16 protein-coding genes are annotated in these 20,348 nt (G+C 63.7%); 11 read left to right on the top strand and 5 right to left on the bottom strand.

All coding sequences use genetic code 11. The features are described from left to right. Positions 1–205 precede the first annotated feature (205 nt). The 3 genes from AC1RDJ_RS09555 (at position 206) to AC1RDJ_RS09545 (ending at position 3,890) form a co-directional block, all read left to right on the top strand. A complete protein-coding gene (locus AC1RDJ_RS09555; RefSeq protein WP_071325828.1) occupies positions 206–1,384 on the top strand; it encodes an acetyl-CoA C-acetyltransferase in 1,179 nt (392 codons plus the stop codon). Between the two features lie 211 nt (positions 1,385–1,595). Then, positions 1,596–2,336, top strand: a complete 741-nt coding sequence (gene phbB / locus AC1RDJ_RS09550; protein WP_071325827.1) for an acetoacetyl-CoA reductase — start codon at positions 1,596–1,598, stop codon at positions 2,334–2,336. Between the two features lie 117 nt (positions 2,337–2,453). Then, on the top strand, positions 2,454–3,890 hold the full coding sequence (locus AC1RDJ_RS09545; protein ID WP_493027300.1) for a hypothetical protein: 1,437 nt from the start codon (positions 2,454–2,456) through the stop codon (positions 3,888–3,890). Here AC1RDJ_RS09545 and AC1RDJ_RS09540 read toward each other — a convergent pair. Next, on the bottom strand, positions 3,827–4,447 hold the full coding sequence (locus AC1RDJ_RS09540) for a LysE family translocator (RefSeq protein ID WP_232250999.1): 621 nt from the start codon (positions 4,445–4,447) through the stop codon (positions 3,827–3,829). The genes AC1RDJ_RS09545 and AC1RDJ_RS09540 overlap by 64 nt on opposite strands. Positions 4,448–4,611: 164 nt before the next feature. Here AC1RDJ_RS09540 and AC1RDJ_RS09535 point away from each other — a divergent pair, with 164 nt between their 5' ends. From AC1RDJ_RS09535 to AC1RDJ_RS09520, 4 genes are all read left to right on the top strand, one after another. Next, complete coding sequence (locus AC1RDJ_RS09535; RefSeq protein WP_010393611.1) at positions 4,612–5,094, top strand: Lrp/AsnC family transcriptional regulator; 483 nt, start codon at positions 4,612–4,614, stop codon at positions 5,092–5,094. A 136-nt stretch (positions 5,095–5,230) separates the two neighbouring features. Next, positions 5,231–6,187: a prolyl aminopeptidase gene (gene pip, locus AC1RDJ_RS09530; protein ID WP_493027299.1), complete on the top strand. Its 957-nt coding sequence runs from the start codon at positions 5,231–5,233 to the stop codon at positions 6,185–6,187. A gap of 112 nt (positions 6,188–6,299) precedes the next feature. Further along, on the top strand, positions 6,300–6,740 hold the full coding sequence (locus tag AC1RDJ_RS09525) for a DUF2721 domain-containing protein (RefSeq protein WP_071325824.1): 441 nt from the start codon (positions 6,300–6,302) through the stop codon (positions 6,738–6,740). A gap of 43 nt (positions 6,741–6,783) precedes the next feature. Further along, positions 6,784–7,239 (top strand): hypothetical protein, encoded by a 456-nt coding sequence (locus tag AC1RDJ_RS09520; protein WP_493027298.1) that lies wholly within the window; start codon positions 6,784–6,786, stop codon positions 7,237–7,239. 33 nt (positions 7,240–7,272) lie between these two features. Here the strand turns inward: AC1RDJ_RS09520 and AC1RDJ_RS09515 are convergent, their stop codons facing one another. Further along, positions 7,273–7,860, bottom strand: coding sequence for an SRPBCC family protein (locus AC1RDJ_RS09515; RefSeq protein ID WP_335589247.1), 588 nt, complete (start codon positions 7,858–7,860; stop codon positions 7,273–7,275). A gap of 160 nt (positions 7,861–8,020) precedes the next feature. On the opposite strand from AC1RDJ_RS09515, the gene AC1RDJ_RS09510 reads away from it, so the two are divergent. Beyond that, positions 8,021–10,066 carry an oxidoreductase gene (locus AC1RDJ_RS09510; RefSeq protein WP_493027297.1) on the top strand — a complete coding sequence of 682 codons (2,046 nt, stop codon included), beginning with the start codon at positions 8,021–8,023 and terminating at the stop codon, positions 10,064–10,066. Positions 10,067–10,122: 56 nt separating this feature from the next. On the opposite strand, the gene AC1RDJ_RS09505 is transcribed toward AC1RDJ_RS09510, so the two are convergent. The 3 genes from AC1RDJ_RS09505 to AC1RDJ_RS09495 all read right to left on the bottom strand — a co-directional run bounded on the left by AC1RDJ_RS09505 (position 10,123) and on the right by AC1RDJ_RS09495 (position 14,796). Then, the gene (locus AC1RDJ_RS09505) at positions 10,123–11,835 is read right to left on the bottom strand and encodes a cation:proton antiporter domain-containing protein (protein ID WP_071325821.1); all 1,713 of its coding nucleotides are present in this window, start codon (positions 11,833–11,835) and stop codon (positions 10,123–10,125) included. Between the two features lie 209 nt (positions 11,836–12,044). Continuing rightward, positions 12,045–13,166, bottom strand: coding sequence for a beta-ketoacyl-ACP synthase III (locus AC1RDJ_RS09500; RefSeq protein ID WP_071325820.1), 1,122 nt, complete (start codon positions 13,164–13,166; stop codon positions 12,045–12,047). A gap of 187 nt (positions 13,167–13,353) precedes the next feature. Beyond that, entirely contained in the window at positions 13,354–14,796 is a 1,443-nt protein-coding gene (locus AC1RDJ_RS09495) for a S41 family peptidase (protein ID WP_071325819.1), read from the bottom strand. A gap of 325 nt (positions 14,797–15,121) precedes the next feature. Here AC1RDJ_RS09495 and AC1RDJ_RS09490 point away from each other — a divergent pair, with 325 nt between their 5' ends. The 3 genes from AC1RDJ_RS09490 (at position 15,122) to AC1RDJ_RS09480 (ending at position 20,182) form a co-directional block, all read left to right on the top strand. Further along, positions 15,122–15,709: a hypothetical protein gene (locus tag AC1RDJ_RS09490; protein ID WP_493027296.1), complete on the top strand. Its 588-nt coding sequence runs from the start codon at positions 15,122–15,124 to the stop codon at positions 15,707–15,709. A gap of 140 nt (positions 15,710–15,849) precedes the next feature. Beyond that, a complete protein-coding gene (locus tag AC1RDJ_RS09485) occupies positions 15,850–17,925 on the top strand; it encodes a M13 family metallopeptidase (RefSeq protein WP_493027295.1) in 2,076 nt (691 codons plus the stop codon). 178 nt (positions 17,926–18,103) lie between these two features. After that, entirely contained in the window at positions 18,104–20,182 is a 2,079-nt protein-coding gene (locus tag AC1RDJ_RS09480; protein ID WP_493027294.1) for a M13 family metallopeptidase, read from the top strand. Positions 20,183–20,348 lie beyond the last annotated feature (166 nt).

The following is a 20,348-nucleotide window of genomic DNA, read 5'->3' as shown; positions in this document are numbered from 1 at the left end:
CGGCAGCGGCTATCCGCCGCGCCAGGCCGCCCGCCGCCACCGCAGGGCCGGCTGCCATCGCTGCCGCCAGCGGTGCGGCGCTGGAACTGTGGCGCATGCCACGCTAGAATGAAACACAGCTTGCTGTGTCTTCCCGAATTCGGATTCATTGGATTCTATTAACACCTTGACCTTGGCCTTCATGGCCTGCATATCGGAGAAATAAATGGATGATGTCGTAATCGTGGCCGCCGGCCGTACCGCAGTCGGCAAATTCGGTGGCAGTCTGGCCAAGATTCCTGCGTCCGAACTGGGCGCGCACGTAATCAAGGGCTTGCTGGCACAAACCGGCATCGACCCGAACCTGATCGGCGAAGCCATCCTCGGCCAGGTGCTGACGGCCGCCGTCGGCCAGAACGCCGCGCGCCAGGCCGTCATCAAGGCTGGCCTGCCAAGCTCCATCCCGGCCTTTACCATCAATAAAGTGTGCGGCAGCGGCCTGAAGGCCACGCACCTGGCGGCGCAAGCGATCAAGTGCGGCGACGCCAACATCATCATCGCCGGCGGCCAGGAAAACATGAGCGCGTCGCCGCATGCGATGAACGGCTCGCGCGATGGCTTCCGCATGGGCGACTTCAAGATGATCGACACCATGATCGTCGACGGCCTGTGGGACGTGTACAACCAGTACCACATGGGCATCACGGCGGAAAACGTCGCCAAGAAATACGAAGTGACGCGCGCCGAGCAGGACGAATTCGCGCTGCAGTCGCAACTGAAGGCGGAAGCGGCGCAAAAAGCGGGCAAGTTCAAGGATGAAATCCTGCCGCTGGAAATCGCGAACAAAAAAGGCACCGTGGTCTTCGACAGCGACGAATACATCAAGCCCGGTTCGACCCTGGACTCGCTGGCCGGCCTGCGTCCCGCGTTCGCCAAGGACGGCACGGTCACGGCCGGCAACGCCTCGGGACTGAACGACGGCGCCGCCGCCGTCATCATGATGTCCGCCTCGCAAGCGAAGGAACTGGGCTTGAAGCCGCTGGCGCGCATCAAGGCCTACGCCTCGTCGGGCCTGGATCCGGCCGTCATGGGCATGGGCCCCGTCTCGGCGTCGCGCCTGTGCCTGAAAAAGGCCGGCTGGACGCATGAAGAGCTGGACTTGATGGAAATTAACGAAGCGTTTGCCGCGCAGGCGATTGCCGTCAACAAGGAAATGGGCTGGGATACCAGCAAGATCAACGTGAACGGCGGCGCCATCGCCATCGGTCACCCGATCGGCGCGTCCGGCGCGCGCATCCTGGTCACCCTGATCCACGAAATGATACGCCGCGACGCCAAGAAAGGCCTGGCAGCGCTGTGCATCGGCGGCGGCATGGGCGTGGCCCTGGCCATCGAACGCGACTAAGTAGCTGGCACCGCACCCAAGCTACTGCGCGGCGCGCTTTGCGGCCTGCGATGCTCACCGTGCTCCAGCACGGTTGCGCTTCTTGGCCACAACTCGCTGCCGCTCGCTACGCTTGAGTGCGATGCGGTATGCCGCCGTCACGCGGCGGTTTTGGATTGCTTTCATTAGATTATTAACTTTTTAGCAATAGAACGACACTGAGGGGATGAAAATGGCAAGAGTTGCATTGGTAACTGGTGGCATGGGTGGTCTTGGCGAAGCGGTCTGTTTCAAACTGGCGGCGCTCGGCTATCGTGTGGTCACCACATATTCCCCTGGCAATCCGAAGGTCGCGGAATGGCTGGCGACGACGAAGGACATGGGGTACGACTTCAAGGCCTATCCATGCGATGTGGCCGACTACGATTCGGCTGCCGCTTGCGTGGCGGCCGTGGAAAAGGACATCGGTCCCGTTGACGTGCTGGTCAATAACGCCGGCATCACGCGCGACATGACCTTCAAGAAGATGGACAAGCCGAACTGGGACGCCGTGATGGGCACCAACCTCGACTCCGTCTTCAACATGACCAAGCCCGTCTGCGACGGCATGGTGGAGCGCGGCTGGGGCCGCATCATCAATATCTCGTCCGTGAATGGCCAGAAGGGCGCCTTCGGCCAGACCAATTATTCGGCAGCGAAAGCCGGCATGCATGGTTTCACCAAGTCGCTGGCGCTGGAAGTGGCGCGCAAGAACGTCACCGTCAATACCATTTCGCCAGGCTACATCGGCACCAAGATGGTGATGGCGATTCCGCAGGAAGTGCTCGACAGCAAAATCATCCCGCAAATTCCGATGGCGCGCCTGGGCAAGCCGGAAGAAGTGGCTGGCCTGGTGGCTTACCTGGCATCCGATGAGGCGGCGTTCGTCACGGGCGCCAACATCTCGATCAACGGCGGCCAGCACATGTCGTAAGCGTTGTTGAGGTAAAACAAAAAGACAGCTGCGGCTGTCTTTTTTTATGCTGGCAAGCAAAACAGGGCAGGCGCGCGCTTTGCCTTAGAATCGGTGTTTCCCTTTGCGCCTCCTTTCATGATCGCTCTGTTTACCTTGCGCCGCGCCAGTCTGGCCGCCGTCCTTCTCCTGGCGAGCGTCGCGGCGCAGGCCGGCGTCGCCTTTCACCTTGCCGTCACCACCGAGCGGCAAAACCATCCTGATGTGAAAACCAGCCTGCCCGCGCGGGTAACGCAGGACAGCGACATCGTGCTGGGCAGGCATTACCTGAGCGTCAGCACCGGCAAGCACATGACGGTGCTCGATTTTTCAGCACGCCGGCGCCACGAGATCGATCTGGCGGCCGCCACCTACGACAGTTATTCGCTGTTCGACGCCGTCGGCTATCGCAGCATCGAGCTGCGTCACCGGCAGGGGATCGCCGGGGTCTTGCAGGCCGGCGGCGTGGAACAGCATGCGACGCCGCGCGTATATGAAGAGCAGGCGTTGTCGGTGCTGGCCGACAAGCGGCGCGGCCCGCTGCTGCCGCATGTGCTCGATGGCGCCGTGCTGTGGTCGCTGGACCAGCAGCCGCTGCTGAACCTCGCCATCGGCGGCAGTCCCGTCGGCGATGACGACGCGCGCGCGTTCGCCCAGTTCCTGCGCTACACGTGGGGCGGCCATCCGCTGGTGCTGGACATGCTGGCCGGCGGCAAGCGCATTCCCGCCGACTTCACCTTGCATTACCAGGAAGTGGGCGGCAGCGTCACGCGGCGTTTCCGCATCAGCCGGGTCAGCGCGGACGCGCCTGCCAATTACGCGCTGGCCGCGTACCGGCCGCGCCAGGCTGCCGCCGGCGCGCCGCCGCTCGAGCGCCTGCTGGACCAGGCGGCGCGGCTGCCGCCGCTCGATGCCCAGGCGCATCCCGCGCTGCGGGCCGAGGCCGAGCGGCTGTTTGCGGCGGACAAACCGTTCGAGGCTTTTCTGACCATGCTGGACGACCATTTTTCCACGGGTGCGCTGGTCGAAAAGCTGTCGCGCGAACAGCAGCAGGCGATGCAGGCGTGCGAGCCCATCCACGTCCTGACGCGCGCGCTGCTGGCCAAGGACAAGGAGGGCATCGCGGCCGCGCTGGCCACCGTGCAGGACTTGCGCGCGCAAACGGGGATGGAACAGCCGGTATTGGCCTTGTTCGAGGGAAATCTGCGTGCCAAGCTGGGGCAGTGGCCCGAGGCGACGGCGCTGTATCTGCAGGTGCTGCAGGCGAAGCCGCGGATGGCGGCCGTGTACCAGGACCTGGGCGACGCCTTGCTGGCGCAGTTCGACGCGCCGAATGCGTGGCGCAGCTGGGATGCGGGCCGGGCGCTGGCGCCGGGCTTGCGGCAATTTCACAAGGTCAATGGCCTCGAGCGCAGCTTGCTCGAGGCTTACCCCGCCTTCTTTACGGACGGCGCGCCGGCCCCGCTGAAAGATCAGCCCAGCACGAGCCGTCCCGCCAGCAGGACGAAGACGGTGGGCAGCACGAACTTGCCGTAAGGCGAAGGCTTGCCGCGCAGGCGGCGCGCCAGGCGCGCGGCCAGCACGGCATACAGGGCGTCGAACAGCAGGCCGACGAGCACCAGGACGGCGCCCAGGCGCAGGTATTGCATGCCGACGCTTGCCGCGCCGGTGACGAATTGCGGCAGGAACATGCTGCAAAACAGCAGTGCCTTCGGATTGAGCAGATTCGTCAGGAAGCCGCGCACGAGGCTGGCGCCGGCGCTGTGCGCCGTGGCCGGCGCCTCGGCATCGGGCGTGGTGCCGGTCGACAGGGCCGACTGCAGCAGGCGCGCCGCCAGGTACAGCAGGTAGGCGGCGCCCGCCCATTTGACCCACTGCAAGGCTTGCGGATGCGTCACCATCAGCGCCGCCAGGCCCGCGCCCGACAGCGCCACATGCACGGCGCGCGCGCCGGCGATGCCCAGCGCCGTCACCAGCGCCGTGGCCACGCCGCGCGCCGCGCCCGTGGCCAGCACCAGCGCCATGTCGGGGCCCGGCAATAAAAAGGCGCCAGCCAGTGCCAGCAAGTACATCAGGAAGGTAGAATCGGACATGGCGCGGCTCGGTAACGAACAAGTATGAGGGCGGGAGCAACGGCCGTGTGCCGCCTGCTCGCCGGCCCCCATTATGTTCTTGCCTTGATGAAATGTGCTTGCTTTTCCTGCCCGCTATGCCCTAGTATTCGGGTAGATTCCACCTGTAAAAGAATAATAATTAGATGAAAATTTCAGAAGTTAGCCTCGACGCCACCGATTTACAGATACTCAGGCTGTTGCAGGATGAAGGACGGCTGTCGAATGCGCGCCTGGCCGAGCGCTTGAAACTGAGCGAAACGCCCGTCTGGCGCCGTTTGCGCCGCCTGGAAGAGGAAGGCTTCATCACCGGCTACCAGGCTTTGCTCAACCGCAAGAAGCTGGGCATCGGCCTGGTGGCGTTCGTGCGCGTCGTGTTTGCCAACCATGGCGGCGAGCAGCCGTCGCAGTTCGAACAGGCGATCGCGACGATTCCCGAGATATTGTCTTGCCACAATGTGGCGGGCGAAGCCGATTACTTCCTGCAAGTGGTGGCGCGCGACCTGGAAGCGTATGGCGAATTCGTCTCGACGGTCTTGCGCCGCCTGCCCGGCGTGGCGGAAATCCAGTCCAGCCTGTCGATGCGCGAAATCAAGTCGTCGAACCGCCTGCCCTTGCCGCTGGCCTGAGCCGCCGGGGCCGCACTATAATTGGGTCTTTGCCATGCAGCTGCTGCCTGGCACCCTGAATGTTGATAACGCCGGACAAAACCGCCGCGACCACCGACGCGCAGCAGGTTTTGCCCGGCGTATTGAGAGGATCGCCATGCCTGACTCCCTGTCGCCCCTGTTTCCCGTCCTGTCGCCGAACCGGCACGGCATGCTGGCGGTCGATGCGCTGCACACCATCTACTGGGAAGAGTGCGGCAATCCCGACGGCATTCCCGTGCTGTTCCTGCATGGCGGCCCCGGCGCCGGCCTGTCGCCGCAGCACCGCCGCTTCTTCGATCCGCAGCGCTATCGTGTGATCCTGTTCGACCAGCGCGGCGCCGGCAAGTCGACGCCGCTGGGCGAATGGCGCAACAACACGACGCCATTGCTGATCGCCGACATCGAGGCGCTGCGCGCCCAGTTCGGCATAGCCCAATGGCTGGTGTTTGGCGGTTCCTGGGGCTCGACCCTGGCGCTCGCGTATGGCCAGGCGCATCCCGAGGCCTGCCTCGGTTTCGTGCTGCGCGGCATCTTTTTATGCACGCAGGCGGAAATCGACTGGTTCATCGAAGGCGTGCGCTGGTTTTATCCGGAACTGTACGAGGAATTCGCCGCGCCGATTCCGCCCGAAGAACGGGGCGATTTGCTGGCGGCCTATGTGAAGCGCATCCTCAGCAGCGACCCCGCCGTGTACTGGCCGGCCGCGCGCGCCTGGAGCCGCTTCGAAGGCCGCCGCGTCTACCTGATGCCGCAGCCGGAAGATACGCCGAACGATGCGCTGGACCTGGGCGTGGGCCGGCTCGAATCGCATTACATGGCCAACCTCGGTTTCTTCGAGGAAGACCAGCTGATCCGTAATATGCACCGCATCGCGCATTTGCCGGCCGTCATCGTGCAGGGCCGCTACGACGCCATCTGCCCGCCGCTGTCGGCCTACCGCCTGCACCAGGCCTGGCCCGGCGCGCAGCTGGAAATGATTCCCGACGCGGGCCATGGCGCGCTCGAGCACGGCATCGCGTCGGCGCTGGTGAAGGCCACCGAGCGCTTCGTGCCGGGGCGCGGCTTCGCATGAACGTGAAACGTGCCTGGTGGCAAAGCCGGCACCTTGCGCGTGCCGCCTGCTACACTACGGCCTGTGCTGGCGCCACGGTCGGGCGCCGGTGTGAACCCACGACTTTTTAACCATGAACATACAGATCGGCGACATCGGCCATATCATCCAGCTGGCCATCGCGCCGGTTTTCCTGCTGACCGGCATCGGCACCATGCTGGTGGTGCTGACGAACCGCCTGGGCCGCATCATCGACCGCACGCGCGTGCTGGAAGACCGGCTCGACATCGGTTACAACGATTTTTATATGGATGAGCTGGATACCTTGTATAAGCGTACCCATCTGATCAATTATTCGATTTCCCTCAGCACGGCGTGCGGTTTCTTCGTGTGCGTCATCATCGCCATGCTGTTTTTGGGCGATATTCTGAACCTGACCCTGGACAAATACATCGCCGCCTTCTTTGTGCTGGCCGTGATTTGCCTGATCGGCTGTTTTATTTATTTACTGCGCGAAATTTACCTGGCCGCGACGGCCCAGCGCATCCGGCGCCATATCCGCCCGCCCCGTTAAGCGGCCGCGCCGGTTTACCCTACTATTGAAGAACGAGTCCAGCATGCACGATTACCAACGCCCCCCCACCCTGCACCGCTACGGCCAGCGCAGCGAACTCGAACTGGCGCTGAGCCTGGGGCAGTTCCGCCTGACGCCGGCGGGCAATTGCCTGACCCTCAGCTTTTCGCAGGTCTGGGACAAGCAACTGTTCGATGTGTTCGCTCCAGCCGACGCCTGCCTGATCATCCACAATACGGAAGAATTCGGCGAACGCCTGCACCGCGCCGTGCAGCGCACCTTGCCCAGCTGGGCCGGCATCGACGGCATCGTCGAATATGGCCAGCGCGCCGCCCTGGGCGCCGCCTTCACCAAGACGCGCGCCGAGGCCGTTGAACAGGAATGGCTGTTCGCCTGGCGCTCGATGCAGCCGCAAGCGAGCCTCAATCCCGTCACGGTGAAGCTGGGCAATCTCGAGAATTTCGCGGAAATCCGCGACCGCGACACCTACCTGGCGTAATTGCCGCGATGATTGCGCCGGTGTTAACCGGCGTTAACCAGCCTTGTCCGCATGCTGGCTGTCGATGCGCGCCAGCACGGCCGCCATCATGCGTTCGATATCGCCGCGTATCATGGCCGTGCCTAGCATGCCCGGCACATAGAAGCCCGGCATCAGCCGGCTGGAAAAGACGATGCGCGTGCCGCCCGTCTCGGGTACCGGATACAGATTCCAGCGCGATTCGTAATGGCGCATGTCGCCCGAGATCAGGGCGATGTCGATGGCCGTCGGCGGCGATTCCGTGGCCCGCACCACCAGGTGGATCGGGTGGTTCATGAACAGGAAGCGCGCCATGCCCTGCTGCTCGATGATGACTTCATTGCCGTTGCGCGACAGCACGCGGCAGGAACTGAGGTCGGGCACGAATTCACTCATGCGCTCGTAAGTGGTCAGGGTCTTCCATACGGACGCCGGCGATGCCAGCACGCTGCCGCTGGCATCGACTTCGTACATACGCTGGCCGTCGACCTCGATGCGCTTGACGTCGACTTTCAGCTTGTCCAGCCGCGGTGCCTGCGCCTGTGCCAGCGCGGTTGCGGGGATGGCACACAGCATCAGCAGGCAGAGGAAGAGTCGCGTCATGCCACCTAGCCTACGGGAAAGTTGCGCCCGACACAAGCTGCGTGCGCCGCCGCCGGGCGCGTCCATGGCGATTTAGAACTCCCGGTCTAGAGAAATACGCTGCAGCCACGGGCAATGCTTGTTACCGTACGCCCTGCAACCATCTTCCACCGGACCGACCATGACTTCCTATCCCCATTTGCTGGCCCCGCTCGACCTGGGCTTCACCACCTTGCGCAACCGCGTCATCATGGGGTCCATGCACACGGGCCTGGAAGACAGGTTTTATCATTATGGCAAGCTTGCCGCGTTTTACCGCGAACGGGCGCGGGGCGGCGTGGGGCTGATCGTCACGGGCGGCATCTCGCCGAACCGCCAGGGCTGGCTGCTGCCGTTCGGCGGCACCCTCAATTTCCTCGGCGACGTGCCGAACCACCGCAAGGTGACGCGCGCCGTGCACGAGGAGGGCGGCAAGATCGTCATGCAGATCCTGCATGCGGGCCGCTATGGCTACCAGCCCTTCGTCGTCTCCGCCTCCGCGAAAAAATCGCCGATCTCGCCGTTCCGTCCCCGTCCCTTGAGCGAACGCGGCATCGAGCGCACCATCTGCGACTACGTGCGCTGCGCGCGCCTGGCGCAAAAGGCCGGCTACGACGGCATCGAGGTGATGGGCAGCGAAGGCTATCTGCTGAACCAGTTCCTGTGCGCGCGCACGAATCTGCGCCAGGACCGCTGGGGCGGCAGCATCGAGAACCGCATGCGCCTGCCCGTGGAAATCGTGCGCCGCATCCGCGCCGCCGTCGGCCCCAATTTCATCATCATGTACCGCCATTCGCTGCTCGACCTGGTCGAGGGCGGCAATACCTGGGACGACGTGGTGGCGGTGGCCAGGGCGCTCGAGCAGGCCGGCGTGACGATACTGAACACGGGCTTCGGCTGGCATGAGGCGAGGGTGCCCACCATCGTCACCTCCGTGCCGCGCGCCGCCTTTGCCAGCGTGGCGGGCCGGCTGCGCCGCGAAGTCAGTATTCCCGTGGTGGCCTCGAACCGCATCAACATGCCGCACGAGGCGAACGCCATCCTCGAGCGCGGCGACTGCGACCTGGTGTCGATGGCGCGGCCGTTCCTGGCCGACCCCTTCTTTGTCGCCAAGGCCGCGGCGGGCCGCGCCGACGAGATCAATACCTGCATCGGCTGCAACCAGGCATGCCTGGACCACACGTTTGCCAACAAGCGCGCCAGCTGCCTCGTCAACCCGCGCGCCTGCCATGAAACGGAACTCGTGTATGCGAAGCAGGCCGTGGGGCGCCGGGTGGCCGTCGTCGGCGCGGGTCCGGCCGGCCTGTCGGCCGCCACCGTGGCCGCCGAATGCGGGCACGAGGTGACCCTGTTCGACAGCAGCGACAGCGTGGGCGGCCAGTTCAAGGTGGCCATGCAGATACCGGGCAAGGAAGAATTCACGGAAACCATACGCTATTTTGCGCGCCGCATCGCCTTGTCGAATATCAAGCTGCGCCTGGGCCAGCGCGTGACGCGCGAGCAATTGCTGGCCGGCGGCTATGACGACGTCATCATCGCCACCGGCATCAAGGTGCGGCTGCCGGCCATCCCCGGCATCGAGCATCGGAAGGTGCTGTCCTACCTCGATGTGCTGCAGGACAAGAAGCCCGTGGGGGCGCGCGTGGCCATTATCGGCGCCGGCGGCATCGGCTTCGACGTGGGCGAGTATCTGCTGCACGACCCGGCGCACCCGTTGCCCCAGCCGGTCGCCACCTGGGCCGGCGAGTGGGGCGTGGACCTGGACGCGGCCACGGGCGGCGGCCTGGTGCCGCCCGTGGCGCCTGCGCCCGTGCGCCAGATTTTCCTGTTGCAGCGCAAGACGTCGAAGGTGGGCGCGGGCCTGGGCAAGACGTCGGGCTGGGTGCACCGCGCGGCGCTGGCGCGCAATGGCGTGGCCATGCTGGCCGGCGTGACCTACGACAAGATCGACGAGCAGGGCTTGCACATCACGGTGGGCGGCGAGCAGCGCCTGCTGGCGGTGGATAACGTGGTCATCTGCGCCGGCCAGGACAGCCTGACGGAACTGATGCCGCCCGTCGACAAGGACGGCAAGCCGCTGCAGGCGGGCGGTCCGCGTTTCCACAAGATCGGCGGCGCCGCGCTGGCGGCCGAACTCGACGCCAAGCGGGCCATCCGCGAAGGCGCGGAGCTGGCCGCCCGTCTGTAAAAAGAAAGCCTGCCGGCTGGGAAGCGGGCAGGCTTGCTGGAGGAACGGGCGCCGAATTAATGCGCGCCGTGTCCTTTCCTGGCCGCATCAAAGCTCTGCAGCACGTGTTCGGCCATGCCATTCGCCAGTTCGTGTTCGCCGATAAACACCTTGCCCGCATTTTCCGCGCGCAGCAATTCCGCCTCTTCCTCGCTGTGCGTGCGCACCACGGTCATGATCGTGGGATTGAGCGCGCGCGCCGTCTCGATCATGGCGCGCACGTGGAAGGTATCGGGCGTGGCGATGACGAGCATGGTGGCGTGCGTGATGTGCGCCTGGATCAGCACGGCCGGTTCGCCCGCATTGCCGGCCACGGCGGGAATGCCCTGCTTGCGCAACTGGTCGACGATTTCGCGGTTTTCCTCGGCCACGACGAAGTGTATGCCCCGCTCCATCAGGGCGGCGGCGATGCGGCGGCCGACGCGGCCATAACCGACGAGCACGACTTGCCCCGAGAGTTTTTCCTGCGGCACCGTCATTGGCAGTTCGGCCAGCGGATCGGTCGTGCGCTCGAACTTGCGCGCGAAATCGCTGTTGCTCATCACGCGCAGCAGCGGCTTGGCCATGCTGAACACGACGGGATTGAGGGCGATGGACAGGATGGCGCCGGCCAGGATCAGGCTTTGTCCTTCCTGCGGCATCAGGCCCAGCGACAGGCCCAGCGCGGCCAGGATGAACGAGAATTCGCCGATCTGCGCCAGGCTGGCCGAGACGATGATGGCCGTTTTCGGCGGATAGCGCAGGGCCATCACGAGCAGGAAGGCGGCGATCGACTTGCCGAAGATGATGATGGCGCAGACGGCCAGCACTTGCAGCGGCTTTTCCAGCAGGATGTTCGGTTCGAACAGCATGCCGACGGAGACGAAGAACAGCACGGCAAAGGCGTCGCGCAGCGGCAGCGACTCTTCCGCGGCGCGGTGGCTCAGTTCGGATTCGCGCAGCACCATGCCGGCGAAGAAGGCGCCCAGCGCGAACGACACGCCGAACAGCTTGGTCGAACCGTAGGCGATGCCGACGGCGGCGGCGATCACGCACAGGGTGAACAGTTCGCGCGAACCGGTGCGCGCCACCTGCCATAGAATCCAGGGGAACAGCTTGCGGCCGACGACCAGCATGAAGACGATGAAACCGGCCACCTGGCCGAGGGTAATGGCCAGGGTTTGCCACAGGCTGACCGCTTCGGCGCCCGGCGCCACCTTGCCGCCCAGCGCGCCAGCGAAGGCCGGCAGCAGCACCAGCACCAGCACGGTGACCAGGTCTTCCACCACCAGCCAGCCGACGGCGATGCGGCCGTTCAGCGAGTCGAGGATGCCCCGTTCTTCCAGCGCGCGCAGCAGCACCACGGTGCTGGCCACGGACAGCGCCAGGCCAAAGATCAGCCCGCCACCTATGCTCCAGCCCCACCAGTGGGCCAGGCCCATGCCCATCGCCGTGGCGACGGCGATCTGCAAGATGGCGCCAGGCAGCGCGATCTTGCGCACATCCCATAAATCCTCGATGGAAAAGTGCAGGCCGACGCCGAACATCATCAGCATCACCCCGATTTCCGCCAATTGCCCCGCTATTTCCGCATCCGCCACGAAACCGGGCGTGGCCGGTCCGATGATGATGCCGGCGGCCAGATAGCCGACGAGTGCCGGCAGCTTCATGCGCGTGGCGATAAAGCCGAAGATGAGGCCGAACCCGAGGGCGGCGGCGATGGTGGTGATCAGACTGATGTCATGGGGCATGCGTGGTGGGTTCCTTATGGGGAGATGCGGATGGGAAGATGTTGCTCAGCGATTGAGTATAAACGCAACAAAGCTGCGGCTGGAACTATCGTGCCGCTTTTTTTGCAAAAAACTTGCGCTACATCTTCGTCCAGGTGGCCGCGAACGCATGCCTATCCACCTTGAACAGCGCCTAATTCAAGGAATCAGGCGCTGCCCGCCCCGCATGCTTACACCTTGCGCACGACCACGCAGCCGATGGAATAGCCGGCGCCGAACGAGCAGATGACGCCCATGCCGCCTGCCGCCATGTCATCCTGATATTTATGGAAGGCGATGATGGAGCCGGCCGACGAGGTGTTGGCGTAGGTGTCGAGGATCACGGGTGCTTCGTTGGCTTCCGCATCGCGGCCCAGGATCAGGCGCGCGATCAGCAAGTTCATGTTCAGGTTGGCCTGGTGCAGCCAGTAGCGGCTCACTTGCGCCACGTCCACGCCGGCCTTGGCCAGGGTCGCCTTGATCATTTCGGCGGCCATCGGGCACACTTCCTTGAAGACCTTGCGCCCTTGCTGGCGGAACAGTTTGTCGGCCTTGCCCATGCCGGACTCGTCAAAACGGTTGAGGAAGCCGAAATTGTTGCGGATGGCGTTCGAGAAGCGGGTTTTCAGTTCCGTGCCGATGATCTCGAACTGGTGCCGGGACACGGCCGTGTCCTTCGCTTCGACGATGATGGCCGTGCAGGCGTCGCCGAAAATAAAATGGCTGTCGCGGTCGCGCCAGTTCAGGTGGCCGCTGGTGATCTCGGGATTCAGGACCAGCACGGCGCGCGCCTGGCCGCTTTGCACGGCGGCCACGGCTTGCTGGATGCCGAAGGTGGCCGAGGAGCACGCCACGTTCATGTCAAAGCCATAACCGTCGATGCCGAGCGCATCCTGCACTTCCACGGCCATGGCCGGGTAGGCGCGCTGCATATTGCTGCAGGCCACCAGCACCATGTCGATATCGGCCGGCGTGCGGCCGGCGCGCGCCAGCGCGTCGCGGGCGGCGGCCACGGCCATTTCAGCCTGCAAGGACAGTTCGTCGTCGCCCCGTTCCGGGATGCGCGAGACCATGCGCGCCGGGTCGAGGATGCCTTCCTTTTCCATCACGAAGCGCGACTTGATACCGGACGCCTTTTCGATGAAGGCCACGCTCGACAGGTCCAGCGCCGTGACGGTGCCTGCGGCGATCGCGTCGGCGTTATCGGCATTGAACTTTTCCGCGTAGGCATTGAAGCAGGTGACCAGTTCCTCGTTGGAGATCGAAAATGGCGGCGTGTACAGTCCGGTACCGCTGATAACGACTTGTTTCATGGTTAAACTTTCAAATTTGGCAACCGGCGCGATGCCGATAAGTGAAGCAAATTTTACACAAACGTGCTCGACTGTAGAGAGTTTCGTGTTGCGGGGGAGGGGGATGTGTGGCGGAAGATTGATTTTTGTCGCGTGAACGGCTTACCGGGGGGCATTGCGCCCCCCGTTGCGCTGCTGGCGGTGCGGCTTACTTCTTCTGTTCTTTCTTGACGTCGGCCTGCACCACCACCGGTTCGGCCTTCGCCAGCTGCACCGGCAGTCCCTTCAAGTGGTTCAGGGCCTGGTTCAGCTGAAAATCGTCCTTGCTGCCAAATTCCAGCGGCTTGCGGTTTTTTTCCAGGGCCAGGATGCGCAGCTGCTCTTCCATCTCGTCGTTGACGGGGGCCGCCTTGTCGCTTTCCTTGTCGCGGTCGTTGCTCAGGTGCTTGGTCAGGTCCGCTTCGCGCATGCGCAGGCCGTTCAAGCCGTCGCCGTCCGCATTTTCATCGACCAGCAGGTCGGGCACGATGCCCTTGGCCTGGATCGAGCGGCCATTCGGCGTGTAGTAGCGGGCCGTCGTCAGCTTGACGGCCGTGTCGGCCGTCAGCTGGCGGATGGTTTGCACGGAACCCTTGCCGAAGGTTTGCGTGCCGATAATGGTGGCGCGCTTGTAGTCTTGCAGGGCGCCGGCGACGATTTCCGAGGCCGAGGCCGAACCGGTGTTGACGAGCACCACCAGCGGCACTTGCTTGATGGCCGCCGGCAGTTTCGCCAGCGCATCGCCGTCCGAGCGGAACGCATAGTATTCGGCGCGGCCGTAGAACACCTGTTTCGAGTCCGGCAACTGGCCATTGGTCGAGACGATGGCCGCGTCCTTGGGCAGGAAGGCGGCCGAGACGCCGATGGCGCCTTGCAGCACGCCGCCCGGATCGTTGCGCAAGTCGAGCACCATGCCCTTGAGATGGGGGTCTTGCTGGTACAGGGCCGTGATCTGCGCCGCCATGTCGTCCACGGTCGGTTCCTGGAATTGCGACACGCGCAGCCAGGCGTAGCCCGGCTCGACCATCTTGGCCTTCACGCTCTTCTGGTGGATTTCCTCGCGCGTGATGGTAAAGGCCAGCGGCTGCGGTTCATCCTTGCGGGCGATGGTCAGCGACACCTGGGTGCCGGGTTCGCCGCGCATGCGCTTGACATTGTCGTCCAGGCTGACGCCCTTCACGGGCTGGCCGTCCAGGCGGGTAATCAGATCGCCGGCCTTGATGCCGGCGCGGTAGGCGGGCGAATCCTCGATGGGCGAGACGATCTTGATGTAGCCGTCCTCGCTGAGGCCGATTTCGATGCCGAGGCCGACGAACTTGCCTTCGGAGCCTTCGCGCAGCTCGGCATAGGCTTTCTTGTCCAGGTAGGCGGAATGGGGATCGAGCGAGGCGACCATGCCGGAAATGGCTTCCGTCAGCAGTTTCTTGTCCTCGACCGGTTCCACGTAATCGGATTTGATCAGGCCAAACACGTCGGCCAGCTGGCGCAGCTCTTCCAGCGGCAGGGGCGGCTCGACGGTCTTTTGCGCCATCGCTGAAAATTGCAGCGATACGGCGACGCCGGCCACCACGCCCAGGCCGATCAAGCCGGTATTTTTGAGTTTGCCCATCATTGCACCTTTGCACCTGAGAATGTCCTGCACAAGCGCCAGTCCCCGTGGAGCGGCGCTTTCCTGAAAGTATAGACCTGAATCTCTGCCGGTGTGGGGCGCCGGCGGAAAATGCGTGCCAAGGCACAGTCTAGGCCCTGAATGGCGGCCGCCAGCTTGCCAAATGTTGCGGTTTTGTATGCGATGTATAGTTAGTCTTGAGGGGAGTAAGCATTTGTAAGAGTCGAAAAAAAGCGTGTGCGGCGGCCCTATAGTGGATTCGCATTCTCGACCCGAAGTGGTTTTGCCTGCGTCTTCGGATGCAGGCTTTTTTTTCGCCGGAGCCCCCATGACATCGCTGACCCCGTTTTCCTCCCTGCGCCGCCTCGGCCTGGCCTTGCTGCTGGGCAGTGCCGCCCTGACGGCATCCGCCGTGCCGATAGCCGAGATGCGGCTGGAAGACTTGCTGCCCATGGCGCCCGATTTCAAGACGGAATTGAAGCTCAATGCGAATCAAAGCATCTTGTGGCAGCAGGTGGAAGCGAAAACACGCCAGATGTTGCGCGAACGCAAGGCACGGCGCGAGCGCCTGCAGGCGACCGTGCAGCAGGGTTTGCAGGCACCCCAGCTGGAGCTGCGCGACTTGCTCGGTGGCCTGGACGATGAAAGCACGCTCAGCCTGGCCGAAGAAAAGCAGCTGCGCGCATGGTGGCTGAGCGTCAATGACGCGCTCGATGAACGCCAGCGCCAGGCCGTGGCCCAGTTCATCGCCGGCCAGATGGCGCGCGTGATGGATGGCGCCGCGCCGCGCAGCGAGTCGCGCGGCGCGCCCGCTGGCGAGCATGGCGGACGCAAGGGCGGCGGCAAGGGGGGCATGGGAGGCATGGGCGTGAGCATGGGCGGCGGTGGCGCCGGCATGAGTTTGCCCGGCAACTGAGGCGCGCCACGGGGCAGTCCCGGGGCAACGATGGTCAAAGGGCCTGTCCGCGTGCTACATTCCTGCAGCGCCTGGCGCGGCGGGCTATCCGCCCGAAGCTTTCCGCCCGGTCTTTTTGACATGCCCCATAAGGACAATCCGTGAACCGCTATCTCTTGAGCAGCCTGACCCTGACCCTGTTGGCTGCGTTTGCCAACGCCGCCGAACCGGCCGCTGCCGTGGCCGCACCGACCGTGGCGCCCGGCGCCGCACCGGCCGCCGCCGCGCCCGTTTCCGGCATCGACGTGCAATACATCGACCCTGCCGTGCGCGTGCAGGACGACTTCTTTACCCATTTGAACGGCAAGTGGCTGGCCACGGCCGAGATCCCTGCCGACAAGTCGAGCTGGGGCTCGTTCGCCAAGCTGCGCGACGACACGACGCCGCAATTGCGCGGCATCATCGAAAGCACGCAACAGGACAAGAACCGCAAAGCCGGTTCCGAAGCGCAGAAGATCGCCGACCTGTACGCCAGCTACATGGATGAAGCCAGGCTCGAATCGCTGGGCGTGAAGCCGCTGGCAGGCGAATTGAACCGTATCCGCTCGCTGCGCGACAAGAAGGGCGTGCCGGCCCTGATCGCCCACCTGAGCCAGACGGGCGTGTCGACGCCGTACGCCGTCTACGTGGGCCAGGATGCGCGCGCCTCGACGAAATATGCGGCCTACGTGAGCCAGAGCGGCCTGGGCATGCCGGACCGCGACTATTACCTGGAAGCCAAGCAGGCTGGCGTCAAGGAAAAGTACCAGGCGCACGTGGAAAAGATGCTGGCCATGGCCGGCGACAAGAACGCTGCCGCGCGCGCCAAGGCCGTCGTGGCCCTGGAAACGGCGCTGGCTGAAGTGCAATGGACCAAGGTCGAAAACCGCGACCCGGTGAAACGCTACAACAAGACCGACATTAACAAGCTCAACGACCTGACGCCGGGCTACGACCTGAAAGCGGGCCTGGCCGCCTCGGGCATCGCCAACAAGGTCGATTACGTCATCGTCAACCAGCCGAGCTACCTGGCCGGCTATGACAAGGTGCTGGCTGCCACCGACCTCGACACCCTGAAAGCGTATTTCGAATGGCAGTTGCTGCGCAGTTATGCCAGCTACCTGTCGAAAAACTTCGTCGACGAGAGCTTTGCCTTCTACGGCACGGTACTCAGCGGCGTGACGCAGAACCAGCCGCGCTGGAAGCGTGGCGTGGGCGCCGTCGAAGGCGTGCTGGGCGAAGCCGTCGGCAAACTGTACGTGGCGCAATATTTCCCGGCAGAACGCAAGGCGCACATGCAGGAACTGGTGAAAAACGTGCTGGCCGCCTACAAGGACAGCATCGACACCCTGGACTGGATGAGCCCGGAAACCAAGAAGGAAGCGCAAGCCAAGCTGGCCAAGTTCACGCCGAAGATCGCGTATCCGAACAAATGGCGCGATTACACGAAGCTGCAGATCGTCCAGGGTGACCTGGTGGGCAACATGATGCGCGCCGCCAACTTCGGCTCCGCGCGCCAGGTGGCCAAGCTGGGCAAGCCGATCGACCGCGAAGAATGGGGCATGACGCCGCAGACGGTGAACGCCTATTACAGCTCGACGATGAACGAGATCGTCTTCCCCGCCTCCATCCTGCAGCCGCCGTTCTTCGACGCCAATGCGGACGACGCCGTCAACTATGGCGCCATCGGCGCCGTCATCGGCCATGAAATCAGCCACGGCTTCGACGACAAGGGCAGCCAGTCCGACGGCGACGGCAACCTGCGCGACTGGTGGACGCCGGCCGACCGCAAGAACTTCGCCGCCAAGGCCGACGCGCTGACCAAGCAATATGATGGCTACAGCCCGCTGCCGGGCTACCACGTCAACGGCGCCCTGACCCTGGGCGAGAACATCGCCGACAACTCGGGCGTGGCGATTGCGTACAAGGCCTATAAAATCTCGCTGGCCGGCAAGCCGGCGCCCGTGCTGGACGGCTTGACGGGCGACCAGCGCTTCTACATGGGCTTTGGCCAGGTATGGCGCAGCAAGATGCGCGAAGCGCAGCAGATCGTGCAAATCAAGACCGACCCGCATTCGCCGGGTCAGTACCGCGCCAACGGCACCATGGTCAACCAGCCAGGCTTCTATGAAGCGTTTGGCGTGAAGCCGGGCGACAAGATGTATGTCGCGCCGGAAAACCGCGTCATCATCTGGTAAGCGCGGGCATGCCACAAACGTAAACCTGTAGCAACAAAAAAGACCACCTTGCGTGGTCTTTTTTACATTCCGGCCAAAGTTCTTTCTGCGCTTACAGCGGTATGCTACAGTCAAAAACCGGGCCAGAAGCCTCGGGCGTTCTGACCCTTATTTCAACAACATGATACTGAGGACAACTGTGAATCGTTATTTGTTAAGTGCATTGACCCTGAGCTTGCTGGCCGGCGTGTCCGGCATGGCAGGCGCCGCCGGCGCTGCCGACACCGCCAAGAAAGCCGTCGCCACCACGGCCGCCGCGCCAGCGGCGCTCACCTCCGGCATCGCCATCGAATACGTCGACCCGGCCGTGCGCGCGCAGGATGATCTGTTCCAGCACCTGAATGGCAAGTGGCTGGCGGAAACCGTGATTCCAGCCGACAAGTCGAGCTGGGGCAGCTTCGCCAAGCTGGCCGACGATACGCAAACGCAGATGCGCGGCATCGTCGAAGGGGCCGCAGCCGACAAGGCCCGCGCCGCCGGTTCGAACGCGCAGAAAATTGGCGATTTTTACAACAGTTTCATGGATGAAGCCAAGCTGGAAAGCCTGGGCCTGACGCCGTTGAACGCGGAGCTGGCGAAGATCGCCGCCCTGCAGGACAAGGCCGAATTGCCGGGCGTGATCGCCCACTTCAGCAAGCTGGGCGTGACTTCGCCTTACGATTTCGGCATCCACCAGGATGCCAAGGATTCCACGAAATATGTGGCCGACATCGTGCAAAGCGGCCTGGGCCTGCCTGACCGCGACTACTATCTGGAAGCGGGCAAGGCCGACACGCGCGCCAAATACCTGGCCCACGTGGAAAAAATGCTCAGCCTGTCCGGCGACGCGAATGCCGCCGCCAACGCGAAAGCCATCGTGGCGCTGGAAACGGAGCTGGCCAAGGCGCAATGGAGCAATGTGCAGAACCGCGATCCCGTCAAGACCTACAACAAGGTGGAACTGGCGAAACTGGCCGACGTGGCGCCGGGCTACGACTGGGCCCGCTACCTGAAGGATACGGGCATCGCCGACAAGGTCAATTACGTGATCGTCAGCCAGCCCAGCTACCTGAAGGGGTTTGCCGAGATCGCCAACAAGACGCCGCTCGAGACGTGGAAGGCGTATTTCCAGTGGCATTTGCTGCACGCTAACGCCGGCTACCTGCCGAAAGCGTATGTCGATGAAAACTTCGCGTTTTACGGCACCACGCTGACGGGCGTGACGGAAATGCGGCCGCGCTGGAAGCGTGGCGTGGGCGCCGTCGAAGGCGCGCTGGGCGAAGCCCTGGGCCAGCTGTACGTGGCACAGTATTTCCCGGCCGAGCGCAAGGTGCGCATGGAAGCGCTGGTGAAAAACCTGATGACGGCTTACAAGCAAAGCATCGACAAGCTCGACTGGATGAGCCCCGTCACCAAGAAACAGGCGCAGATCAAGCTGGCCAAGTTCACCACCAAGATCGGTTACCCGAACAAATGGCGCGATTACTCGGGCCTGACGGTGGCGCAGGACGACTTGATCGGCAACATCCAGCGTTCGCACCTGCTCAACTACAACCGCGAATTGAACAAGCTGGGCCAGCCTATCGACCGCGACGAGTGGGGCATGACGCCGCAGACCGTGAACGCCTATTACAACCCTGAACTGAACGAGATCGTCTTCCCGGCCGCCATCCTGCAAGCGCCGTTCTTCGACGCCAACGCGGACGACGCCGTCAACTATGGCGCCATCGGCGGCGTCATCGGCCATGAAATCAGCCACGGCTTCGACGACCAGGGCGCCCAGTACGACGGCGATGGCAACCTGCGCGACTGGTGGACCAAGGCTGACCATAAAAACTTCGCCAAGAAAACCAAGCAGCTGGTGGCGCAGTACAACAGCTTCAGCCCTGTCCCTGGTCACTTCGTCAACGGCGAGCTGACCCTGGGCGAGAATATCGCCGACAACTCGGGCGTGGCGATCGCGTATAAAGCGTATAAATTGTCGCTGAACGGCAAGAAAGCCCCCGTCATCGACGGTTTCACGGGCGAACAGCGCTTCTACGCGGGCTTTGCCCAGGTATGGCGCATGAAGATGCGCGAAGCGCAGCAACTGGTCTTGCTGAAGACGGACCCGCACTCGCCAGGCCAGTTCCGCGCCAACGGCACCATGCGCAACCAGCCCGGCTTCTACCAGGCGTTTGACGTGAAACCGGGCGACAAGATGTATCTGCCGCCAAAAGACCGCGTCATCATGTGGTAAGACGTGTGTTGATGGCATAAGTTGCAGCCGCCCCGCGCAAGCCGGGCGGCTTTTTTACGCCGCTTGATTTGGCACAAACGGTCGTCGCGCAGGCCGGACGAGCGGCGCGCGTCATCCGACAGGCCATACTCTTGCAGATTTCCAGGCGAAAAAAAACCGCCCCAGC

This window comes from Janthinobacterium sp. GW822-FHT07H10 (genome assembly GCF_058798675.1).
Note: the sequence above shows the minus strand (reverse complement) of the source record. Positions and strands in the feature narration are given on the sequence as shown.